The sequence below is a fragment of the Pseudomonas sp. URIL14HWK12:I6 genome, from assembly GCF_000514195.1.
In the GTDB taxonomy this organism is placed as follows: Bacteria; Pseudomonadota; Gammaproteobacteria; order Pseudomonadales; family Pseudomonadaceae; genus Aquipseudomonas; species Aquipseudomonas putida_A.
On sequence record NZ_AZVL01000006.1, the window covers coordinates 213726 to 231939 of the forward strand.

At 59.2% G+C, this 18214-nt stretch carries 17 protein-coding genes; 3 read left to right on the forward strand and 14 right to left on the reverse strand.

Annotated elements, in window-relative coordinates; translation table 11 throughout:
• Positions 1-4: 4 nt before the first annotated feature.
• From H043_RS0112755 to rplM, 6 genes are all read right to left on the reverse strand, one after another.
• Positions 5-622 (reverse strand): glutathione S-transferase N-terminal domain-containing protein, encoded by a 618-nt coding sequence (locus H043_RS0112755; RefSeq protein ID WP_007961620.1) that lies wholly within the window; start codon positions 620-622, stop codon positions 5-7.
• 146 nt (positions 623-768) lie between these two features.
• Positions 769-1551 carry a cytochrome c1 gene (locus H043_RS0112760; RefSeq protein ID WP_007917027.1) on the reverse strand — a complete coding sequence of 261 codons (783 nt, stop codon included), beginning with the start codon at positions 1549-1551 and terminating at the stop codon, positions 769-771.
• Positions 1551-2762 (reverse strand): cytochrome bc complex cytochrome b subunit, encoded by a 1212-nt coding sequence (locus tag H043_RS0112765; RefSeq protein ID WP_027612190.1) that lies wholly within the window; start codon positions 2760-2762, stop codon positions 1551-1553. Before H043_RS0112765 ends, H043_RS0112760 begins: the two co-directional genes overlap by 1 nt.
• Positions 2762-3355 (reverse strand): ubiquinol-cytochrome c reductase iron-sulfur subunit, encoded by a 594-nt coding sequence (petA, locus tag H043_RS0112770; protein WP_003228055.1) that lies wholly within the window; start codon positions 3353-3355, stop codon positions 2762-2764. Before petA ends, H043_RS0112765 begins: the two co-directional genes overlap by 1 nt.
• Positions 3356-3625: 270 nt before the next feature.
• Complete coding sequence (gene rpsI, locus H043_RS0112775) at positions 3626-4018, reverse strand: 30S ribosomal protein S9 (RefSeq protein WP_007961615.1); 393 nt, start codon at positions 4016-4018, stop codon at positions 3626-3628.
• A gap of 14 nt (positions 4019-4032) precedes the next feature.
• Complete coding sequence (gene rplM, locus H043_RS0112780; RefSeq protein ID WP_003228062.1) at positions 4033-4461, reverse strand: 50S ribosomal protein L13; 429 nt, start codon at positions 4459-4461, stop codon at positions 4033-4035.
• Positions 4462-4705: 244 nt separating this feature from the next.
• On the opposite strand from rplM, the gene H043_RS0112785 reads away from it, so the two are divergent.
• Positions 4706-5746: an NADP(H)-dependent aldo-keto reductase gene (locus H043_RS0112785; RefSeq protein ID WP_027612191.1), complete on the forward strand. Its 1041-nt coding sequence runs from the start codon at positions 4706-4708 to the stop codon at positions 5744-5746.
• Between the two features lie 100 nt (positions 5747-5846).
• On the opposite strand, the gene H043_RS0112790 is transcribed toward H043_RS0112785, so the two are convergent.
• The gene (locus tag H043_RS0112790; protein ID WP_007961611.1) at positions 5847-6983 is read right to left on the reverse strand and encodes an acyl-CoA dehydrogenase family protein; all 1137 of its coding nucleotides are present in this window, start codon (positions 6981-6983) and stop codon (positions 5847-5849) included.
• A gap of 250 nt (positions 6984-7233) precedes the next feature.
• Here H043_RS0112790 and H043_RS0112795 point away from each other — a divergent pair, with 250 nt between their 5' ends.
• The gene (locus H043_RS0112795; RefSeq protein WP_171061848.1) at positions 7234-8130 is read left to right on the forward strand and encodes a GlxA family transcriptional regulator; all 897 of its coding nucleotides are present in this window, start codon (positions 7234-7236) and stop codon (positions 8128-8130) included.
• Positions 8131-8309: 179 nt separating this feature from the next.
• Here the strand turns inward: H043_RS0112795 and zapE are convergent, their stop codons facing one another.
• The 3 genes from zapE to H043_RS0112810 form a co-directional block, all read right to left on the reverse strand.
• On the reverse strand, positions 8310-9404 hold the full coding sequence (zapE, locus tag H043_RS0112800) for a cell division protein ZapE (RefSeq protein WP_027612192.1): 1095 nt from the start codon (positions 9402-9404) through the stop codon (positions 8310-8312).
• Positions 9405-9494: 90 nt separating this feature from the next.
• On the reverse strand, positions 9495-10850 hold the full coding sequence (locus tag H043_RS0112805; protein ID WP_027612193.1) for a tryptophan--tRNA ligase: 1356 nt from the start codon (positions 10848-10850) through the stop codon (positions 9495-9497).
• Between the two features lie 24 nt (positions 10851-10874).
• Positions 10875-11504: an alpha/beta hydrolase gene (locus tag H043_RS0112810; protein WP_049827879.1), complete on the reverse strand. Its 630-nt coding sequence runs from the start codon at positions 11502-11504 to the stop codon at positions 10875-10877.
• A gap of 144 nt (positions 11505-11648) precedes the next feature.
• Here H043_RS0112810 and H043_RS0112815 point away from each other — a divergent pair, with 144 nt between their 5' ends.
• Positions 11649-12083 carry a YhcB family protein gene (locus H043_RS0112815; protein WP_027612195.1) on the forward strand — a complete coding sequence of 145 codons (435 nt, stop codon included), beginning with the start codon at positions 11649-11651 and terminating at the stop codon, positions 12081-12083.
• 253 nt (positions 12084-12336) lie between these two features.
• Here H043_RS0112815 and H043_RS0112820 read toward each other — a convergent pair whose 3' ends face one another.
• From H043_RS0112820 to H043_RS0112835, 4 genes are all read right to left on the reverse strand, one after another.
• Positions 12337-13071 carry an OmpA family protein gene (locus tag H043_RS0112820; RefSeq protein ID WP_007961595.1) on the reverse strand — a complete coding sequence of 245 codons (735 nt, stop codon included), beginning with the start codon at positions 13069-13071 and terminating at the stop codon, positions 12337-12339.
• A gap of 117 nt (positions 13072-13188) precedes the next feature.
• Entirely contained in the window at positions 13189-13833 is a 645-nt protein-coding gene (locus H043_RS0112825) for an MBL fold metallo-hydrolase (protein WP_027612196.1), read from the reverse strand.
• 63 nt (positions 13834-13896) lie between these two features.
• A complete protein-coding gene (locus H043_RS0112830) occupies positions 13897-16629 on the reverse strand; it encodes a LuxR C-terminal-related transcriptional regulator (RefSeq protein ID WP_027612197.1) in 2733 nt (910 codons plus the stop codon).
• Positions 16630-16830: 201 nt separating this feature from the next.
• Positions 16831-18195 carry a DUF1329 domain-containing protein gene (locus H043_RS0112835; RefSeq protein WP_027612198.1) on the reverse strand — a complete coding sequence of 455 codons (1365 nt, stop codon included), beginning with the start codon at positions 18193-18195 and terminating at the stop codon, positions 16831-16833.
• Positions 18196-18214 lie beyond the last annotated feature (19 nt).

Here is an 18214-nt window from a genome sequence, read left to right on the forward strand (position 1 = left end):
AGCCTTAGCGCATATCGCGTTCGACGCCAGACAGACTCGCCTGGAAAGCCTCACGCGCAAACTGGCGCTCCATATAATCAAGCAGCGGCTTGGCCGGCCGCGGCAGTTCAATACCCAGAATCGGCAAACGCCAGAGTATTGGCAATAGGCAGCAATCCACCAGACTTTGTTCCTCACTGAGGAAAAACGGCTTGTCGGCAAACAGCGGCGACACGCCCGTCAGGCTTTCACGCAATTCCTTACGCGCCACGACACGCGCGGCCTCCTTGGACTTGGGATCAAGAATCAGATCCACCAGACCACACCAGTCGCGCTGAATACGGTGAATCAGCAGACGACTGTTGGCACGCGCCACCGGATAAACCGGCATCAGTGGCGGATGCGGGTAACGCTCATCCAGATATTCCATCACCACGGTCGACTCCCACAACGCCAGGTCGCGATCGACCAGCGTCGGGAGACTGCCGTAAGGGTTCACCTCAATCAGTTTAGGCGGCTGGCGACCAGCTTCCACGTAAATGATTTCGGCGCTGACACCCTTCTCTGCAAGCACGATGCGCACTCGGTGGGAATAGTGGTCGGCGGGGTCGGAGTAACAGGCCAACCGATTGGTCACGCCCATGGCGATCCTCCTCGCTTGTTGAAATTATCGGAACCGGAAAAACGCGCGCGCCCAGAGGGCGCCTCCCGCAATGTCTGGCGAACCAGACCTTGCGTTATCGGAGGAACCCTTGGGCGCGCGCGATTAACAGCAATGCTTGAAGCGTATCAGTGCACGTCTTTCCAGTATTCACGCTTGAGCAGGTAGGCGAACACAAAGAAGAACGCCAGGTACAGCAAGACGTAAGTACCGATGCGCTGATGTTGCAGCTTAACCGGGTTAGCCGAGTAAGCCAGGAAGGTTACCAGATTCTTGACCTTCTCATCGAACTGCTCTTCGTTCAGAGCACCGGATTTCGGCACGATGGTCAACTGATCGCACGCTTCATGGGTCAGCGGCGTACCGGTCAGCGGATCGTATTGCTTCTTGCCGTCCTCGACGATCTGCACTTGCTTGCAGCCAACCACCTGGCGACCTTGCAGGCCGACCAGCACGTTAGGCATGCCGACGTTCGGGAAGACCTTGTTGTTCACGCCCCAAGGACGTGCCGGATCTTCGTAGAACGAGCGCAGGTAACCGTAGAGCCAGTCAGTGCCACGCACGCGAGCCACCAAAGTCAGGTCCGGCGGCGCAGCACCGAACCAGGTCTTGGCGTCCGCCGGCTGCATGCCGATGTTCATGTGGTCGCCGATCTTGGCGCCAGTGAACACCAGCTTCTCGAGCATCATTTCGTGGGGAATGCCGAGGTCATCGGCCACCCGCTCGTAACGCTGGAACTTGGCACTGTGGCAACCCATGCAATAGTTGGCGAAGGTTCGCGCGCCATCTTGCAGGGCAGCCTTGTCGGATACATCGATGTCGACTTTTTCCAGCTCCGGACCACCGTGTTCGGCGGCGAAAGACAGCACGGGCAGAGCAGCAAAAATCAGAGCAAAAAATAACTTTTTCATCAGCCAGTCACCCTTTCCGGAACCGGTTTGGTCTTCTCGAGCCTGGTGTAGAACGGCATCAGAATGAAGTAGGCGAAGTACAGGAAGGTGCAGATCTGCGACACCAGCGTGCGCTCCGGCGTCGGAGCGAGTACGCCCAGAATGCCGAGGATCACGAAGGAAATGCAGAACACCACCAGCCATGCTTTGCTCATCCAGCCCTTGTAGCGCATCGATTTGACCGGGCTGCGATCCAGCCACGGCAGCACGAACAACATGGCAATCGAGGCGCCCATGGCGATCACGCCCATGAGTTTGTCCGGGATCGCACGCAAGATCGCGTAGAACGGCGTGAAGTACCAGACCGGGGCAATGTGCTCAGGCGTCTTGAACGGGTTGGCTTGCTCGAAGTTTGGTTTTTCGAGGAAGTAGCCGCCCATTTCCGGGAAGAAGAACACGATAAAGCAGAAGATGAACAGGAACACCACTACGCCGACGATGTCTTTCACGGTGTAGTACGGATGGAAGGCAATGCCATCCAGTGGGACACCGTTTTCGTCTTTGTGCTTCTTGATGTCGACGCCATCAGGGTTGTTCGAGCCGACTTCGTGCAGCGCCAGAATGTGCAGCACCACCAGACCAAGGATCACGATCGGCAGCGCCACGACGTGCAGGGCGAAGAAGCGGTTCAGGGTAATCCCGGAGATCAGGTAGTCACCCCGAATCCACTGGGTCAGGTCGTTACCGATCACCGGAATCGCACCGAACAGCGAGATGATCACCTGGGCACCCCAGTAGGACATCTGACCCCAAGGCAGCAGATAACCCATGAAGGCCTCGGCCATCAGCGCCAGGTAGATCAGCATGCCGAATACCCAGACCAGTTCACGTGGTTTCTGGTACGAACCGTAGAGCAGGCCACGGAACATGTGCAGATAGACCACGATGAAGAACGCCGAGGCGCCGGTGGAGTGCAGCAGACGCAGGATCGAGCCGTACTCGACATCGCGCATGATGTATTCGACGGAAGCGAACGCCTCTTCTGCCGACGGCGTGTAGCTCATCGTCAGCCAGACACCGGTGACGATCTGATTGACCAGCACCAGCAGCGCCAGCGAGCCGAAGAAATAGAAGAAGTTGAAGTTTTTTGGTGCGTAATACTTGCTGAGATGGTCTTCCCACATTTTGGTCGCAGGGAAGCGCGCATCAACCCAATCCATGAACTTGCTCATCACGCTTTCTCCGTATCGACGCCAATGACAATCAGGTCATCGGTCTCATAGGAATGCGGGGGAACTGGCAGGTTCAAAGGCGCGGGTTGCGACTTGTAGACGCGGCCAGCCAGATCGTAGTGGGAGCCATGGCAAGGGCAGAAATAGCCACCGACCCAGTCTTTACCCAGATCTGCAGGCGCCACTTCGGGACGGAAGGTTGGTGAGCAACCCAGGTGCGTGCAGATCCCGATCAGCAGAAGAATTTCCGGCTTGATCGAACGCACTTCAGGGTCGACATAGGTGGGTTGCGTGGAGTTTTTGGAAGTCGGATCGGAGAGCTGGCCCTCGATCTTCTTGAGATTCCCCAGGATTTCCGCAGTACGGCGGACAATGAACACCGGCTGGCCGCGCCACTCGGCAATCATCTGCTGTCCTGGCTCGATCTTGCTGACATTCACTTTCACCGGTGCACCGGCGGCTTTCGCCTTGGCACTGGGAAACCATGACCCCACGAACGGGACCGCAGCCCCCACCGCTCCTGCAGCACCCACCACGGATGTGGCTGCTACCAAGAAGCGACGCCGGCCTGCATTCACGCCGTCATTGCTCATTCAGTCCTCTCCCATCAGCTTTGTGGCCTGTTAAATCAGGCATCTACTAAATAAATCAATGTTACTTATAAAAATTTTGCCGAGATGGTAATGAAAAGCCCCAATTCTGACAAGGGAATTACCCGGAGCTCACACCCTCAAGCCTTGCAGTATAGGGGGTCTACGAATGTGGCAAGTTGTCACAGCGCAATTCTTTTGATAAATCGCAGGCATAAAAAAACGCCCGGTTCCGTGAGGAATCGGGCGTTCTTTTTTGAACGTGGAAACGAATTAACGCTTCGAGTACTGCGGGCGCTTACGCGCTTTACGCAGACCAACTTTCTTACGTTCAACTTCACGGGCGTCGCGAGTAACGAAGCCTGCTTTGCGCAGAGCGCTACGCAGGGTTTCGTCATAGTCCATCAGAGCGCGAGTGATGCCGTGGCGGATTGCGCCAGCCTGACCACTTACACCACCACCGATGACAGTGACGTAGATGTCGAACTTCTCGACAGTCTCGGTCAGTTCCAGCGGCTGACGAACTACCATGCGGGCAGTTTCGCGGCCGAAGAACGAGTCCAGGGAGCGGTTGTTGATGGAGATGTTACCAGTACCCGGACGCAGGAAAACGCGTGCGGTTGCGGTCTTGCGACGGCCAGTGCCGTAATTTTGAGTCGCCGACATAATGAACTATTCCGTTAAATCTTCAGTTCTTGGGGCTGCTGAGCAGTATGAGGGTGTGCAGCGCCCGCATAGACTTTCAGCTTACGGTACATGTCACGACCCAGCGGGTTCTTAGGCAGCATGCCTTTAACCGCGGTCTCGATCACGCGCTCAGGGGCTTTGGCGATCAGCTTTTCAAAGTTGATCGACTTGATGCCGCCCGGGAAACCGGAGTGGGAGTAGTACATTTTGTCAGTGGTTTTAGCGCCGGTTACACGGATCTGCTCGGCGTTGATTACGACGATGTAGTCGCCGGTGTCAACGTGAGGAGTGTACTCAGGCTTGTGCTTGCCACGCAGACGGCTCGCGATTTCGGTGGCCAGACGACCCAGGGTCTGACCAGCAGCGTCGACGACAAACCAGTCGCGCTTTACTGTTTCCGGTTTAGCAGTAAAAGTTTTCATTCTTTATAGCCTCAGGGGCCGCCTGTAAATAAGACGGCGGATCTTACTGAATAGTGCGTACTTTGACAAGTCAAAGGCAGCCGGATACAGACGCTTTCGGGGGCTCGGGTCGGCGCGTCCGTTCAACGGCAAGATTCTTCGGCGGCGGCGCATCACTTCCACTGCAGAAAGAGGTCGGCAATTATGCAGATTGCGAAAAAATTTTCAACCTGCTTTTATGATTGTTTTGCCCAAGGAGCACCCGATGGACTATCGCCAGCTAGGCCGTACCGACCTGAACGTGAGTGCAATCTGCCTCGGCACCATGACCTGGGGCGAGCAAAACACTGAAACTGAAGCCTTCGCCCAGATCGAACGGGCCAAGGAAGCCGGGATCAATTTCATCGACACCGCCGAGATGTACCCGGTGCCGCCGAAAGCCGACACCTACGCCACCACCGAGCGCTACATCGGCAATTACTTCAAGCGTCGCGGCGACCGCGCCGACTGGATCCTAGCCAGCAAGATCGCCGGCCCCGGCAACACCATCGACTACATCCGCGACAAGAACCTGCGCCACAATCGCCAGCACATCACCGCCGCGGTGGATGCCAGCCTCGAGCGCCTGCAGACCGATTACATCGACCTTTATCAATTGCACTGGCCAGAGCGCAGCACCAACTTTTTCGGACAGCTGGGCTACAAGCACAAGATCGAGGCCAACCTGACGCCGCTCGAAGACACCCTCGAAGCCCTCGACGAGCAGGTCAAGGCCGGCAAGATCCGCCACATCGGTCTGTCCAACGAGACGCCGTGGGGCACCATGCGTTTCCTAGCCTTGGCCGAAGCCCGTGGCTGGCCGCGTGCGGTGTCGATCCAGAACCCGTATAACCTGCTCAACCGCAGCTTCGAAATCGGCCTGGCGGAAATCGCCATCCGCGAACAATGCGGCCTGCTCGCCTACTCGCCGCTGGCGTTCGGCTTCCTGTCAGGCAAGTACGAAGGTGGCGCGCGCCCACCGAAAGGCCGCCTGAGCCTCTACAGCCGCTTCAGCCGCTATTTCAACGCGCAATCGGAAGCTGCCTGCAGCCGCTATGTGGCATTGGCCCGTGAACACGGTCTGGATCCGGCGCAAATGGCGCTGGCGTTCGTCACCCAGCAACCGTTCGTCACCAGCAACATCATTGGCGCGACGACACTTGAGCAACTGGACAGCAACATTGCCAGTTTTGATCTGAAACTTTCCGATGAAGTGCTGGCGGGAATCGAGGCGATTCACAAGGATCACCCGAACCCGGCGCCTTGATCGACCGCTAAAAGCTTCACGAGCAGGCTCGCTCCCACAGGTACGGTGATCCCTGTGGGAGCGAGCCTGCTCGCAAAGAGGCCCGTCAATGCAGCGAAGATCAAAGCGAGCGCGCAATGATCTCCTTCATGATTTCATTGGTGCCGGCATAGATGCGCTGCACGCGCGCATCTGCCCACGCCCGGGCCACCGGGTATTCCCACATGAAGCCGTAGCCGCCATGCAACTGCACGCACTCGTCGAGCACCTTGCATTGCAGGTCGGTGCCCCAGTATTTGGCCATCGCCGCTGTCGGAACGTCGAGCTTGCCCTGCAGATGCAGCTCCAGGCACTTGTCGACAAATACTCGGCCGATCTGAATCTCGGTAGCCATTTCCGCCAGTTTGAAGCGGGTGTTCTGGAAGTCGGCAATCGCCTTGCCGAACGCTTTGCGATCACGGGTGTAATCCAGCGTCCACTTCAGCGCAGCTTCGGCTGAGGCCAAACCACCGATCGCCACCGTGAGACGTTCCTGCGGCAATTCCTGCATCAGGTAGGCAAACCCTGCCCCGGCCTGACCCAACAGGTTTTCCTTGGGAACACGCACGTCCTGGAAGAACAATTCCGACGTGTCCTGAGCCTTCATTCCGACCTTCTCCAGGCGTTTGCCCTTCTCGAAGCCCGGCGTATTCGCTTCCACCACAAACAGGCTGGTGCCCTTGGCGCCGGCCTTCGGATCAGTCTTGGCGACGACGATCACCAAATCAGCGAGGAAGCCGTTGGTGATGAAAGTCTTGGAGCCGTTGATCACGTACTCGTCGCCATCCAGCACCGCCGTGGTCTTGACCCCTTGCAGGTCGGAACCGGCACCCGGCTCGGTCATGGCAATCGCACTGACCATCTCGCCCGAGACCAGTTTCGGCAGGTATTTTTGCTTCAGCGCTTCGCTGCCGTAATGCAGGATGTACGGTGCGACGATGTCCGAATGCAGCGAAAAGCCGATACCGGTCAGACCCAAGCGACCGACCTCTTCGATCACCACCGCGCTGTACAGAAAATCCGCGCCCAGGCCGCCGTATTCTTCCGGCAGGTGTGAGCAGAGCATCCCCGCCTCCCCGGCTTTGTTCCACAGTTTGCGGTCGATGTGGCCTTGTTTCTCCCATTGCGCATGGAACGGCACAGCCTCTTTTTCGAGGAAGGTTCGTACGCTGTCGCGGAACAATTCGTGCTCGGAGCTGAACAAGGTTCTGGGGATCATGCGGCACCTTTCATTCTTGTTGGAGGAATATGACCTTCAGAGACTAAGCCTCACCTCCGACACAGGACACTGGACACATCCGACAAAAAATAAGACGATCCAGCCGTCTGGTGACCACTTTCCCTTATAAAAACAAAACAAAAGTTGAATTATGTCCAAGCAAGTCTCCACGCCCTTGCGGCGCGTCAGCATCCTGGCAATCGACCGGGTTTTCGCATCCACTCTCATGCAGGCCAAGGATTTCTTCCATCTGGCCAGCCTGCGTTACGGCAAACAATTGGGCCACGGCCTGACACCGGCGTTTGAAACCCGCCTGGTCAGCCCCGACGGCAAACCGGTGAACAGCTTCAGTGACGTGATGATGCCGGTGGACGGCGGCCTGGAAAACGCCGACGTCATCATCCTCCCGGCGTTCTGGGACGACTTCGAAACGCTTTGTGGTCGTTACCCACAGATTCTGCCGTGGCTGCGCGAACAGCATGCCCGCGGCGCCGTGCTCTGCGGCGAAGCCACCGGGGTGTTCTGGCTGGCCGAAGCCGGATTGCTCAACGGCAAGGAAGCGACCACCTACTGGCGTTTCTTTAATGCCTTCGCCGAGCGCTTCCCCAAGGTGTACCTCAATCAGGACAAGCACCTGACGGACGCCGACAACCTGTATTGCGCCGGCGGCACCACTTCGGCCTGCGATCTCTATATCTACCTGATCGAACGCTTCTGCGGCGCCAACGTGGCGCAAGCCGTGGCCCGCGACATTTTGTATGAAGTGCAGCGCAGCTATTCGCCGGGACGCATCGGGTTCGGCGGGCAGAAGCTCCACCAGGACGTGATCATCCTGCAGATCCAGCACTGGCTTGAAGAGCATTTCGCCGACAAGTTCCGCTTCGAAGACGTGGCCCGCGAGCACGGCATGAGCATCCGTAATTTCATGCGCCGCTTTCAGACTGCCACTGGCGACAAGCCGCTGCACTACCTGCAACGGTTGCGTATAGAGACCGCCAAGGGCTTGCTGTCCGGCAGTCGCAAGAGCATCAAGACCATCAGTTATGAGGTCGGCTACGACGATGCGAGCTTCTTTGCGCGGCTGTTCCGCCAGCACACCGAGCTGTCGCCGAACCAGTATCGGCAGCAGTTTCAGCAGGCTGCGTAGCTCTCCCACAACAGCGTAATGCCCCTGTGGGAGCGAGCCTGCTCGCGAATTCGGTTTCCACATTCAACAAAATTGTTGGCTGACACACCGCTTTCGCGAGCAGGCTCGCTCCCACAGGGGAAATTCAGCGCACAAAAAAGGGCCTGCAATTGCAGGCCCTTTTTCTTTGCCGAATCTGTTTAAGGCTTGTGCGCCCGCGACAGGAATTCGTGCGATTGCATCTCCAGCAGACGGCTGAGCGTACGCTGGAATTCGAACGTCAGGCGTCCGCCGGTGTACAGCTCTTTCAACTCGACTTCGGCAGAAATGATCAGCTTGACGTTACGGTCGTAGAACTCGTCGACCATGTTGATGAAACGCCGGGCGATGTCGTCGGTGGTGACGCTCATCTGCTCGACGCCGCTGAGCAGCACGGCGTGGAAGATCTTGCCCAGTTCGATGTAATCGTTCTGGCTGCGCGGGCCGTCGCACAGTTCGCGGAAGTCGAACCAGGCCACGTCGTCGCAGGTGCGCAGGGCGCGGATTTCGCGGTTCTCGATGATCAGCACATCGTTTTCCACCGCTGCCGTGCATTCCGGCGTCAGGGCCTTGAAGCTCTTGCGCAGGCTTTCATGGGCGGCTTCGTCCAGCGGATAGTGGAACAGCTCCGCTTGTTCGAGGTGGCGCAGACGGTAGTCGACACCGCTGTCGACGTTGACGATTTCGGTGTTCTGCTTGATCAGCGCGATGGCCGGCAGGAAGCGCGCGCGCTGCAGACCGTCCTTGTACAGGCCGTCCGGAACGATGTTCGAGGTCGCGACCAGGGTCACGCCGTTCTTGAACAGCTCTTCCATCAGCGTGCCGAGGATCATCGCGTCGGTGATGTCCGAAACGAAGAATTCATCGAAGCAGATCACTCGCGACTCGGCCGCAAAGCGCTTGGCGATGATGGTCAGCGGGTTTTTCTCGCCGCCGAGGGTTTTCATCTCTTCGTGCACACGCTTCATGAAGCGGTGGAAGTGGGTGCGGGTCTTTTCCTTGAACGGCAGCGCTTCAAAAAAGGTGTCGACCAGATAAGTCTTGCCGCGACCCACACCGCCCCAGAAGTACAGGCCCTTGACCGGCGTCTGATCCTTCTTGCCAAACAGCTTGCCCAGCAAACCCGGCTTATTCTGCTCGGCCGCGATCAGATCGTCGTACAGGCGCTGCAGATGACGCACGGCAGTTTCCTGCGCGGCGTCATGGAAGAAGTCCGGGCGTTTCAGATCAGCTTGGTATCGTTCTAGGGGCGTCATAATTCGTTAGCAAGGCAACAAAAACGGGCCGTCACTGTAGCGACGGCCCGTAGGAATGGCAATCAGCCCTTGGTCGGGCCGCGCCGCGGATTAGTCCTGAACCGGGGTCAGCGCAACGCGCAGAGCCTCGATGGCCGCGTCTCGCGCAGCAGTATCGGCGAACGCCGGGCTGTCGCCAACGCACTCGCCTTCCAGCCACACGCTGAAGCTCAGGTCTTGATTGCGAATGTCCAGCGCCTGACCGGCTTGCAGTTGTTTGGTCACTTGGCCTGCAGTTTTGCCGTCGGCGAAGTTGCGCGACAGCAATAGTTGCTCGCCATCAGCCGCCAGCAGACGGAAGCGGAAGCTGCCGTCGTCTTCACGGAAGCTGACGAAACGTGCAGCTTTCACGGCTTTCTTTTTGGTGGTCGCCGCGACTTGCACCTGATTGACGAACGAACGCAGGCCGACCGCTTCACGCAGTTCGTTGAGGAACGGCGTCGCCACCGCACGAGCCTTTTTCGCGCCGTGTTGCAGGATGTCTTCCAGATCCGCCGGGCGCTCGATCAACTGGTGATAGCGCTCGCGGGACTCGCCCAGTTCATTGTCGAGCAACTGGAACAGACGATTCTTCGCCTCGCCCCAACCCAGACCGCCGAGCAGTTCGCTGCGGAATTCGTCCGCCTGCGCCGGTGTGGCGAACGCCTGAAACAGAGTGAACAGGTGCGAGTTGTCCGGATCTTTGGCTTCGCCCGGCGCTTTGGAGTCGGTGACGATCCGCGAGATCGCGTCCTTCATCTCTTTGGCGCTGGAGAACAGCGGGATGGTGTTGTCGTAACTCTTCGACATCTTGCGCCCGTCGAGGCCGGGCAAGGTCGCCACGCTTTCCTCGATCAGCGCTTCGGGCATGGTGAAGAACTCCTTGCCCTGGCCGAACAGGTGGTTGAAGCGCTGGCCGATGTCGCGGGCCATTTCCACGTGCTGGATCTGGTCGCGACCGACCGGCACCTTGTGCGCGTTGAACATCAGAATGTCCGCCGCCATCAGCACCGGGTAGCTGTAGAGGCCCATGGTGATCCCAGAATCCGGGTCCTCGCCGGTTTCGACGTTCTTGTCCACCGAGGCCTTGTAGGCGTGCGCCCGGTTGAGCAAGCCTTTGGCGGCGACGCAGGTCAGCAGCCAGGTCAGCTCGGGGATTTCCGGGATGTCGGACTGGCGATAGAAGGTCACACGGTCGACATCCAGGCCACCGGCCAGCCAGGTCGCGGCGATTTCCAGACGCGAGCGCTGGATGCGCAGCGGGTCATCGCATTTGATCAGGGCGTGGTAGTCGGCCAGGAAGTAGAACGAATCGGCATTGCTGTCGCGGCTGGCGAGGATCGCCGGGCGGATGGCGCCGGCGTAGTTGCCCAGGTGCGGCGTGCCGGTGGTGGTGATGCCGGTGAGGATACGGGTACGGTTCGTCATGGGTAATCGCTTGTCAGACTGCAATCAATTCGAGAGACGCGGCAGGATCAGATCCTTGAGATCGGTCAGCTTGCCATGAAAAAAGTGTCCGCATTCTGCCACTTTCAGCAGCTCATGGGGGCGCTGGAGTTTTTCCGACCAGTCGTAGACCAACTGCGGATCGATCACTTCGTCGGTTTCCGGCTGGATCACGGTCAGCTCGCCGTGCTGTGGCAGTTGATCCTGATCGCCCAGGCGCATAACTGCCGGCGCGACCATAAACAACTGCTTGAGCTGCACGCCTTGGGCTTCGAGACGACCGCCGAGACTTGCTGCAACAAATCCGCCGAAGGAGAAACCGAACAGGGTCAGCGGCAGCTCCGGATGCTTTTCCAGTAGCCATGCTGCGGCAGCCTGAGCGTCGTCGACTTCACCGCTGCCCATGTCGTGGGAGCCTTCGCTGGCACCGACGCCGCGATAGTTGAAGCGCAAGGTGATCAAACCTGCGTCGCGCGCAGTGCGCTGCAGGGTCGAGACGACCTTGTTGAGCATGGTGCCGCCCTGCACCGGGTTTGGATGGCAGATCAGCGCGATGCCGATTGGCTGCTCGTTATCGAGGTACAGCGCTTCGATTTGGCCGACGGGGCCGGCAATCACTACAGGGGTTTCACGCATCAGCAAGGAAGGAACTCCGTGACCTCGAATCGGGTCGACTCGTCTAGCAAATTGTCTGTGCCAATCTATTGCGAGTGAATCGCGGTATACAGCGCAGGTTCGAGCCGTTAACGTAAAGCAAAGCCGTTTATAGAGGAAGGACTCGTGGAACACTCGCTCTTAGTTTGGTTGTTACCGACTCTTGCCCTGGTTGTGGGTGTCGCCATTGGATTCCTGATCGCTCGCGTCGCACCGAATGCCGCGCCGAGCCGCACGCAGCGTCAACTGGATGATATCCAGGAGCGTTTCGACAGCTATCAAAACGAGGTGGTCACTCACTTCAACAGCACCGCGACGCTGGTCAAGAAGCTGACCCAGAGCTATCAGGAAGTGCAGGATCATCTCGCCGAGGGTGCCAACCGCCTGGCCCTGGACGAGCAGACCCGTCAACGCCTGATCGCCGCTTTGCACGCCGATGCCGCGCAGGCACCGCGCGAACGCCTGACGCCGCCGCGCGATCAGGAGCCGCCACGCGACTACGCACCGAAAGCCCCAAACTCGCCTGGCATGCTCGATGAGCATTATGGCTTGAAGAAGTAATCAGTCTTCGCTGCAAGCAAAAAGCCCCCGGACAATTCGGTTGTCCGGGGGCTTTTTTGTATCTGATGATTTGAGGGTGTTGGTCCGGCCCCTTCGCGAGCAAGCCCGCTCCCACAGGGTCATGTGGTGAACGCAGATTCTGTGAACAACACCCATCCCTGTGGGAGCGGGCTTGCTCGCGAAAGGGCCAGCACGGGCAACCCAAAAAAATGCCCGGTCACAAGACCGGGCATTTCTTCACTCAAGCATTCACTTACGGATACTGCTGAACCGTCCCCGGCTGTTGCTGCTGACCACCATACTGCTGACCCGGAATCGCTTTCAGGTTGACCTCGACGCGGCGGTTCTGCGCGCGGCCATTGACGTCACCGTTGCTGGCAATCGGGTTATCCGGGCCGGCGCCACGGGCCGAGAGGTTGGCACCGCTGACACCTTGCGAGGTCAGGTAGGTGGCCACGCTCTGCGCACGACGCTGAGACAGGTCCATGTTGTGCTGGCGGCTGCCGGTGCTGTCGGTGTAGCCGACGATTTCGATCTGGTTCTGGTTGAACTCTTTCAGCGAGTTCGCCAGATTGTTCAGCGGCTGATAGAAGCTTGGCGCGATGTTCGCCGAGTCGGTGGCGAAGGTAATGTTGCCTGGCATGATCAGTTTGATCTGGTCGCCCTGGCGCTGCACTTCAACCCCGGTGTTGGCCATGCTGGCGCGCAGCTTTTTCTCTTGCTGGTCGGCGTAGTAACCGTAACCGGCCGCCGAGGCACCAACGACCGCCGCGCCGATCAAGGCACCCTTGCCACGGTTGTTGTGGTCGATGGCGGCACCTGCCAAGGCGCCGGCCAGCGCACCGAGACCGCCGTACTTGGCGGTTTTGCTCATGCCTTGCGAGCCACCGTCGGCCTGCCCCTGATTGTCATACGGGTTGGGCGAGGCGCAGCCGGCCAACATGGCCACAGCGGTAGCAACAATAATCAAACGAGGCGTGGTGAACATGAAGAGCTCCTGGTTTTTTTCGCATTCTGTGTGGCAGCGGCCCTAGGCAATAGACCTGTGCGGGCGTTGGATCATGACAATGCCGAAAAATTCCGCCGCACACTCATGACAAAATGTTTAGGCGCGCACGAACGGGTTTTCCCGCATTTCATCCCCGAGACGCGTGTCCGGACCATGCCCGGCAACCACGATTGCGTCTTCGTCGAGGGTGTACAGCCGCTGCTTGATCGATCGCACGATGGTCGCCTGATCGCCGCCCCACAAATCCGTGCGCCCTACTCCGCGACGAAACAGCGTGTCGCCGGCAATCAACAGCTTAGCCTCGGAAAACCAAAAGCTCATGGAACCGGGCGTATGTCCCGGCGTATGCAGCGCCACGCCGCAGCCGCAGGCCAGTTCTTCATCGTCGCTCAACCAGCGATCCGGCGACGGCACCGGCGTGTAGGGCACACCGAACATCTGGCATTGCATTTCGAGGTTGTCCCACAGGAACTGGTCTTCCTTGTGCAGGTGCAGGGTCGCGCCAGTCTTTTCTTTCATCTGCCCGGAGGCGAGGAAATGATCGAGATGCGCGTGGGTGTGGATGATACTGACCACTTTCAGACCATGGGCATCGAGGCGCGCCATGATCAGATCGGGGTTGCCGCCCGGATCGACGACGATGGCTTTTTTAGTGATCGGGTCGCCGATGATCGTGCAGTTGCACTGCAGCGGGCCGACGGGGAAGGTTTCGCGGATGAGCGCAGGCGCTGGAACAGTCATGGGGCAATCCTGATCAATATTCGACGGCGGCGAAAACCGCTGATGCCGAAGATTTTAGCGGGACTAGATCATTAACCCCAGCGCCTTGGCGCGGGCCACCGCCTGGGTACGCCGCTCAACCCCCAACTTGCTGTTGATATGGCTGGCATGGGTTTTCACCGTATGCAGCGAGATGAACAGTTGCTCGCTGATTTCCTGATTGGAACAGCCCTGGGCAATCAAACGCAGCACCGCCAGCTCGCGACTGCTGAGTTGTTCGGCAGATCCAGATTCAATGACAGGACGGGCAACCACCAGCGGAAAATGCGTCAGCAACTGCTGTCCTGCCAGTGCTGGCGAGTTTTGCAGCTGGCTGCGCAGCCAGTCCGGATGCGCTTTGATCAAGGCGTCAAATGGCTGTATCACGCCGCCCGCCGCCGCTTCCAGCGCCTGGTTCAATGCTTTGCGTGCCTCGGATTCGCGACCACTGCTCAGCAGCAAATTCACTTTCTGCGCCAGCGCCATCACACACAGTAACTGGCGCCCGGTTTGCTGACCGTTTTCCAGCAACACATTCAACCGCCCTTCGGCGAGCATCGGCTGGCCCTTGATCACGTCGAGCAACGCTTGTTGCAATTCCACATGCAGCGGCAGCTGTGGATGAAATTCCGGTGGTGCGGCTGCACGTTCGCCGGTGTAGGTCTGGCCCAGTCGCGCCAGCCAGGCTTCGGCCAGATCAGTGCGGCCTTGCGCCAACCACAGTTCGCATTTGACCAGGGTGATCATCGCCAGATAGTAGATCGGCGGCACATCCCAGATATGCATCAGACGCTCGGCTTCAGCGAGTTCGGCGAAGGCCTTGGCGAACTCGCCGACGCTGCCGTCGAGACGGGCGATCACGCAGTGACCGATCAATACGCTGATATCCCGGCAGGCCCGCGCTTCGGCCAGACCGCTCAGCAATCGGGCCCGGGCCTGCTGCGGTTGCAAGCGCATCGACAGCAGAAAACCTTCATACAGCGTCAGCCGTGCACGCACCGCGTACAGACGTTGCGCCGACAACCCGCGCAGACGATCAAGACCCTGATGCACCTCATCCAGGGCGCGCAGAATTTCCCCGCGCGATTGCAGGACCCGCGCCCGGTCGTAATGCGCCAAGGCTTCGAACAACGGATTGCCGACCCGCTGCGCCAGCTCGAGGGATTCTCGATTCAAGCCCCGCGCACGCCACAGGTCACCGTCGGCAATCGCCAGATTGGACAAGGTCGACAGGCACATCAGGCGTTGCCCGTAACGTTTCACCGGCAGGCTTTCCAGCGCTTCGCTGCAATAGCGCTGGGTCAGCTCACGATGCCCTCGCCCGCGGGCGATGATGCCGCTGAGCGCCAGCCATTGCGCGAGCATCGACTTCTGCGCCGAAGCCGAAGGCGCAGGCAGGAAACGACTTAAATGACTGGCCAGCTCTTCAGCGGCATCCAGCTGACAGGCCAGCCCGAGCGCCCAGCTATAGAGCACGATCAAGCGTGGCGTGCTGATCAGCAGGCTGTCGGGCAAGTCCATTTTCCAGCGCAGCAGCATGCCCACGTTCTGCTCGGCGAGCAGTTGTTCCTCGGACAGGTTCTGCACCAGATTCGCTGCGACATCCAGATGGCCGGCGCGCAAGGCCTGCTCCACCGCTTCGTCGAGCAGCCCTTGAGCATTGAACCAGCGACAGGCGCGCAGGTGCAGGGTCGCCGCCGGCACCAGCGTCTGGGTCACGGGACGGCTGCGCAGCAGATCGGAAAACAAATGGTGATAGCGATACCAGTGACCGTGTTCGTCCAGCGGCACCAGAAATACCTGATGCGCCAACAGAAACCGCAGGATTTCGGCGCTGTCGTGGGCTTCGCGCACCGCGTCGCACAGCTCGCTGCAAAAGCGCTCTTGAGGGGCGGTGTCGTAGAGAAACGCCTGCACCTCGGCCGGCAGGCAATCGATCACTTCTTCCAGCAGGTAATCGCGGATCAGCCCTTCCCCGCCGTTCAGCGCGGGTGGCAACGGAGCCCCGCTGCCAGCCTCGGAGACCGCAAGCAACCAGAAACGCAGTCCGGCCACCCAGCCTTCGCTGCGCTGGATCAGGTTTTCCAGCGCTTCGCCGCGCAATGAACTGCTGTGTCGATCAAGCAGCGTCAGGGCCTCATCGTGGGTCAGGCGCAAGTCCTGCTCATGCAGTTCGAGCAACTGGCGCGACAGGCGCAGACGCGCCAGATGCCAGTCCGGGCGCTGCCGACTGGTGACCATGACCAGCAAGCCATCGGGAAGATGATTGAGGAAAAACTGCAGGCAACGGTCGAGTACCGGGCCTTGGGCGAGATGGTAGTCGTCGAGCACCAGCAACAGCGGCGCCGTCGGTTGCAGTTGCAGGGCCAGTTCATCGAGCAAACCATCGAGCCATTCTTCGAAGGCGAACGGCTGATGGCGCTGGCGCATCTTCAACAGGCCGAGTGCACGACTGCCCAGATCCGGAAAGTAGTCCTGCAGTCCCTCCAGCAATCGCTCGAGAAACCGCCCCGGATCGTTATCCCGTGGGCTCAATCCCAGCCAGAGACTTTGCCAGTGCCCCGGCAGGCTCTGACAGAACTCCACCGCCAGCGAACTCTTGCCGAACCCGGCCGGAGCGCACACCAGTAACAGACGTCCACCGAGCCCGGTTTGCAGGCGCTCGCAGAGACGTGGCCGCAAGACGTATCCGTCCGGCAGCGGAGGACGGAAAAAACGTCCGTCCAGTGCCGCGACGGCAACGCTTGCGGGACCCGGAAGTGGGGACAGATCAGTCATGGCCGGCTCTTGTTCGAATGGCTGTTGGCGGCGTAGCAGATGTCCGCAGCCTAGCCTTAAACGTAGCGGTTATGAAGGTTGCTGCTACAAATGGCTACAAAAAGACTGTCGAGAGCCGGCAGCTCCTACAAAATCAACGCCAAAAAAAACGCCCCGAACCAGTCGGGGCGTTTTTTCGAGGATGCGGCCTCGGGTCAAAGCTTAGCGGATACCGTCCTGGCCCAGGTTGCCCGGCTGGAATTCACTCTTGGTGGCAGAGAAACCGAAGTCATACGCTGATTTTTCTTCGTTCTTCATGCCCAGCGCCAGGTAGCGACCCGATTGCAGGTCGTACAGGGCTTCCAGCGCGTACCACGGCACTTGCTTGTCGTAGTAGTCCTCGGCATGCGCTTCGGCGACACGCCACAGCTGACCGCGACCGTCGTAGTGGTCGATGACCGCTGCCTGCCAGGTGTCTTCGTCGATGTAGAAGTCACGTTTGGCATAGATATGGCGCTGACCCGGTTTCAGGGTGGCGACCACGTGCCAGACACGACGCAACTCGTAACGGGTCAGGTCCTGGTTGATATGGCCGGCCTTGATGATGTCGGCGTACTTGAGAGTCGGCGAGTCGATCTTGTAGCTGTTGGAGGCAATGTACATCTCTTTCTTGCCTTCGAGCTTCCAGTCGTAGCGATCCGGCGCACCGTTATACATGTCGAGGTTGTCGGAGGTACGCAGACCGTCCGCCGCAGTGCCCGGGCCGTCATAGGACACTTGCGGTGCCTGACGCACACGACGCTGACCAGTGGCGTAGACCCACGCCTTGCGCGGCTCCTTCACCTGGTCGAGGGTTTCGTGCACCAGTAGCACGGTACCGGCCAGACGTGCCGGCGCGGTCACTTTCTGCTTGAAGTAGAACAGGATGTTGCCCGGGTTGGCCGGATCGTAATCCTTCATTTTGTCGCGGAACACGAACTGGTCCTGAAAGTACACCAGGCTGAACGAGCCGTTGGTTTGCGGAGTCGCCTGGGTCACCAGACGGGTCACGCTGCCACCGCGGTAGCGGGTGATGTGGTTCCAGATCACTTCCAGACCGCTTTTCGGAATCGGGAACGGCACGGCGGTATCGAAGTTTTCCAGACCGTTACCGCCTGCGACCAGATTGGTGGTGGTGGCGTTTTTCTTGATCGCGGCGAACACGTCATCCGGCACGGTCGAGCCGCGATGGGACGGATAAACCGGAATCTTGAAGGTGTCCGGGTAGCGCTTGAACATCGCGTACTGGCCCGGAGCAAGCTTGTCCTTGTACTGCTCGACGTTCTGCGCGGTGATGGTGAACAGCGGTTTTTCACTGCCGAACGGATCGGACAGGAAGCCCTTGCTGTCGACCGTGCCGGCATTTTTCGCCAACGGTTTCCAGGCAGGGATCGAACCGTCGGCGTTGCCGGCCATTTCGGCGCCCATCGGGGTCAGGCTCTTGCCCAGCTTGTCGGCTTCGGCGGCGGGAACGGCCGCCATCACGCTGGTCGCCAGCAGCGACAAACCCAGAACACTCGCGTGGAACAGACTCTTTGTTATTTTCATATGTGTGTTCGTCCTGAAA

Excerpts from the sequence above, each read along its gene's own strand:
- H043_RS0112835 (WP_027612198.1), bottom strand. The coding sequence starts at position 18,195 with ATGAAAATAACAAAGAGTCTGTTCCACGCGAGTGTTCTGGGTTTGTCG.
- rpsI (WP_007961615.1), bottom strand. The coding sequence starts at position 4,018 with ATGTCGGCGACTCAAAATTACGGCACTGGCCGTCGCAAGACCGCAACC.
- H043_RS0112755 (WP_007961620.1), bottom strand. The coding sequence starts at position 622 with ATGGGCGTGACCAATCGGTTGGCCTGTTACTCCGACCCCGCCGACCAC.
- H043_RS0112810 (WP_049827879.1), bottom strand. The coding sequence starts at position 11,504 with ATGCGTGAAACCCCTGTAGTGATTGCCGGCCCCGTCGGCCAAATCGAA.
- H043_RS0112825 (WP_027612196.1), bottom strand. The coding sequence starts at position 13,833 with ATGACTGTTCCAGCGCCTGCGCTCATCCGCGAAACCTTCCCCGTCGGC.
- H043_RS0112830 (WP_027612197.1), bottom strand. The coding sequence starts at position 16,629 with ATGACTGATCTGTCCCCACTTCCGGGTCCCGCAAGCGTTGCCGTCGCG.
- H043_RS0112765 (WP_027612190.1), bottom strand. The coding sequence starts at position 2,762 with ATGAGCAAGTTCATGGATTGGGTTGATGCGCGCTTCCCTGCGACCAAA.
- rplM (WP_003228062.1), bottom strand. The coding sequence starts at position 4,461 with ATGAAAACTTTTACTGCTAAACCGGAAACAGTAAAGCGCGACTGGTTT.
- H043_RS0112785 (WP_027612191.1), top strand. The coding sequence starts at position 4,706 with ATGGACTATCGCCAGCTAGGCCGTACCGACCTGAACGTGAGTGCAATC.
- petA (WP_003228055.1), bottom strand. The coding sequence starts at position 3,355 with ATGAGCAATGACGGCGTGAATGCAGGCCGGCGTCGCTTCTTGGTAGCA.
- zapE (WP_027612192.1), bottom strand. The coding sequence starts at position 9,404 with ATGACGCCCCTAGAACGATACCAAGCTGATCTGAAACGCCCGGACTTC.
- H043_RS0112805 (WP_027612193.1), bottom strand. The coding sequence starts at position 10,850 with ATGACGAACCGTACCCGTATCCTCACCGGCATCACCACCACCGGCACG.
- H043_RS0112790 (WP_007961611.1), bottom strand. The coding sequence starts at position 6,983 with ATGATCCCCAGAACCTTGTTCAGCTCCGAGCACGAATTGTTCCGCGAC.
- H043_RS0112820 (WP_007961595.1), bottom strand. The coding sequence starts at position 13,071 with ATGTTCACCACGCCTCGTTTGATTATTGTTGCTACCGCTGTGGCCATG.
- H043_RS0112760 (WP_007917027.1), bottom strand. The coding sequence starts at position 1,551 with ATGAAAAAGTTATTTTTTGCTCTGATTTTTGCTGCTCTGCCCGTGCTG.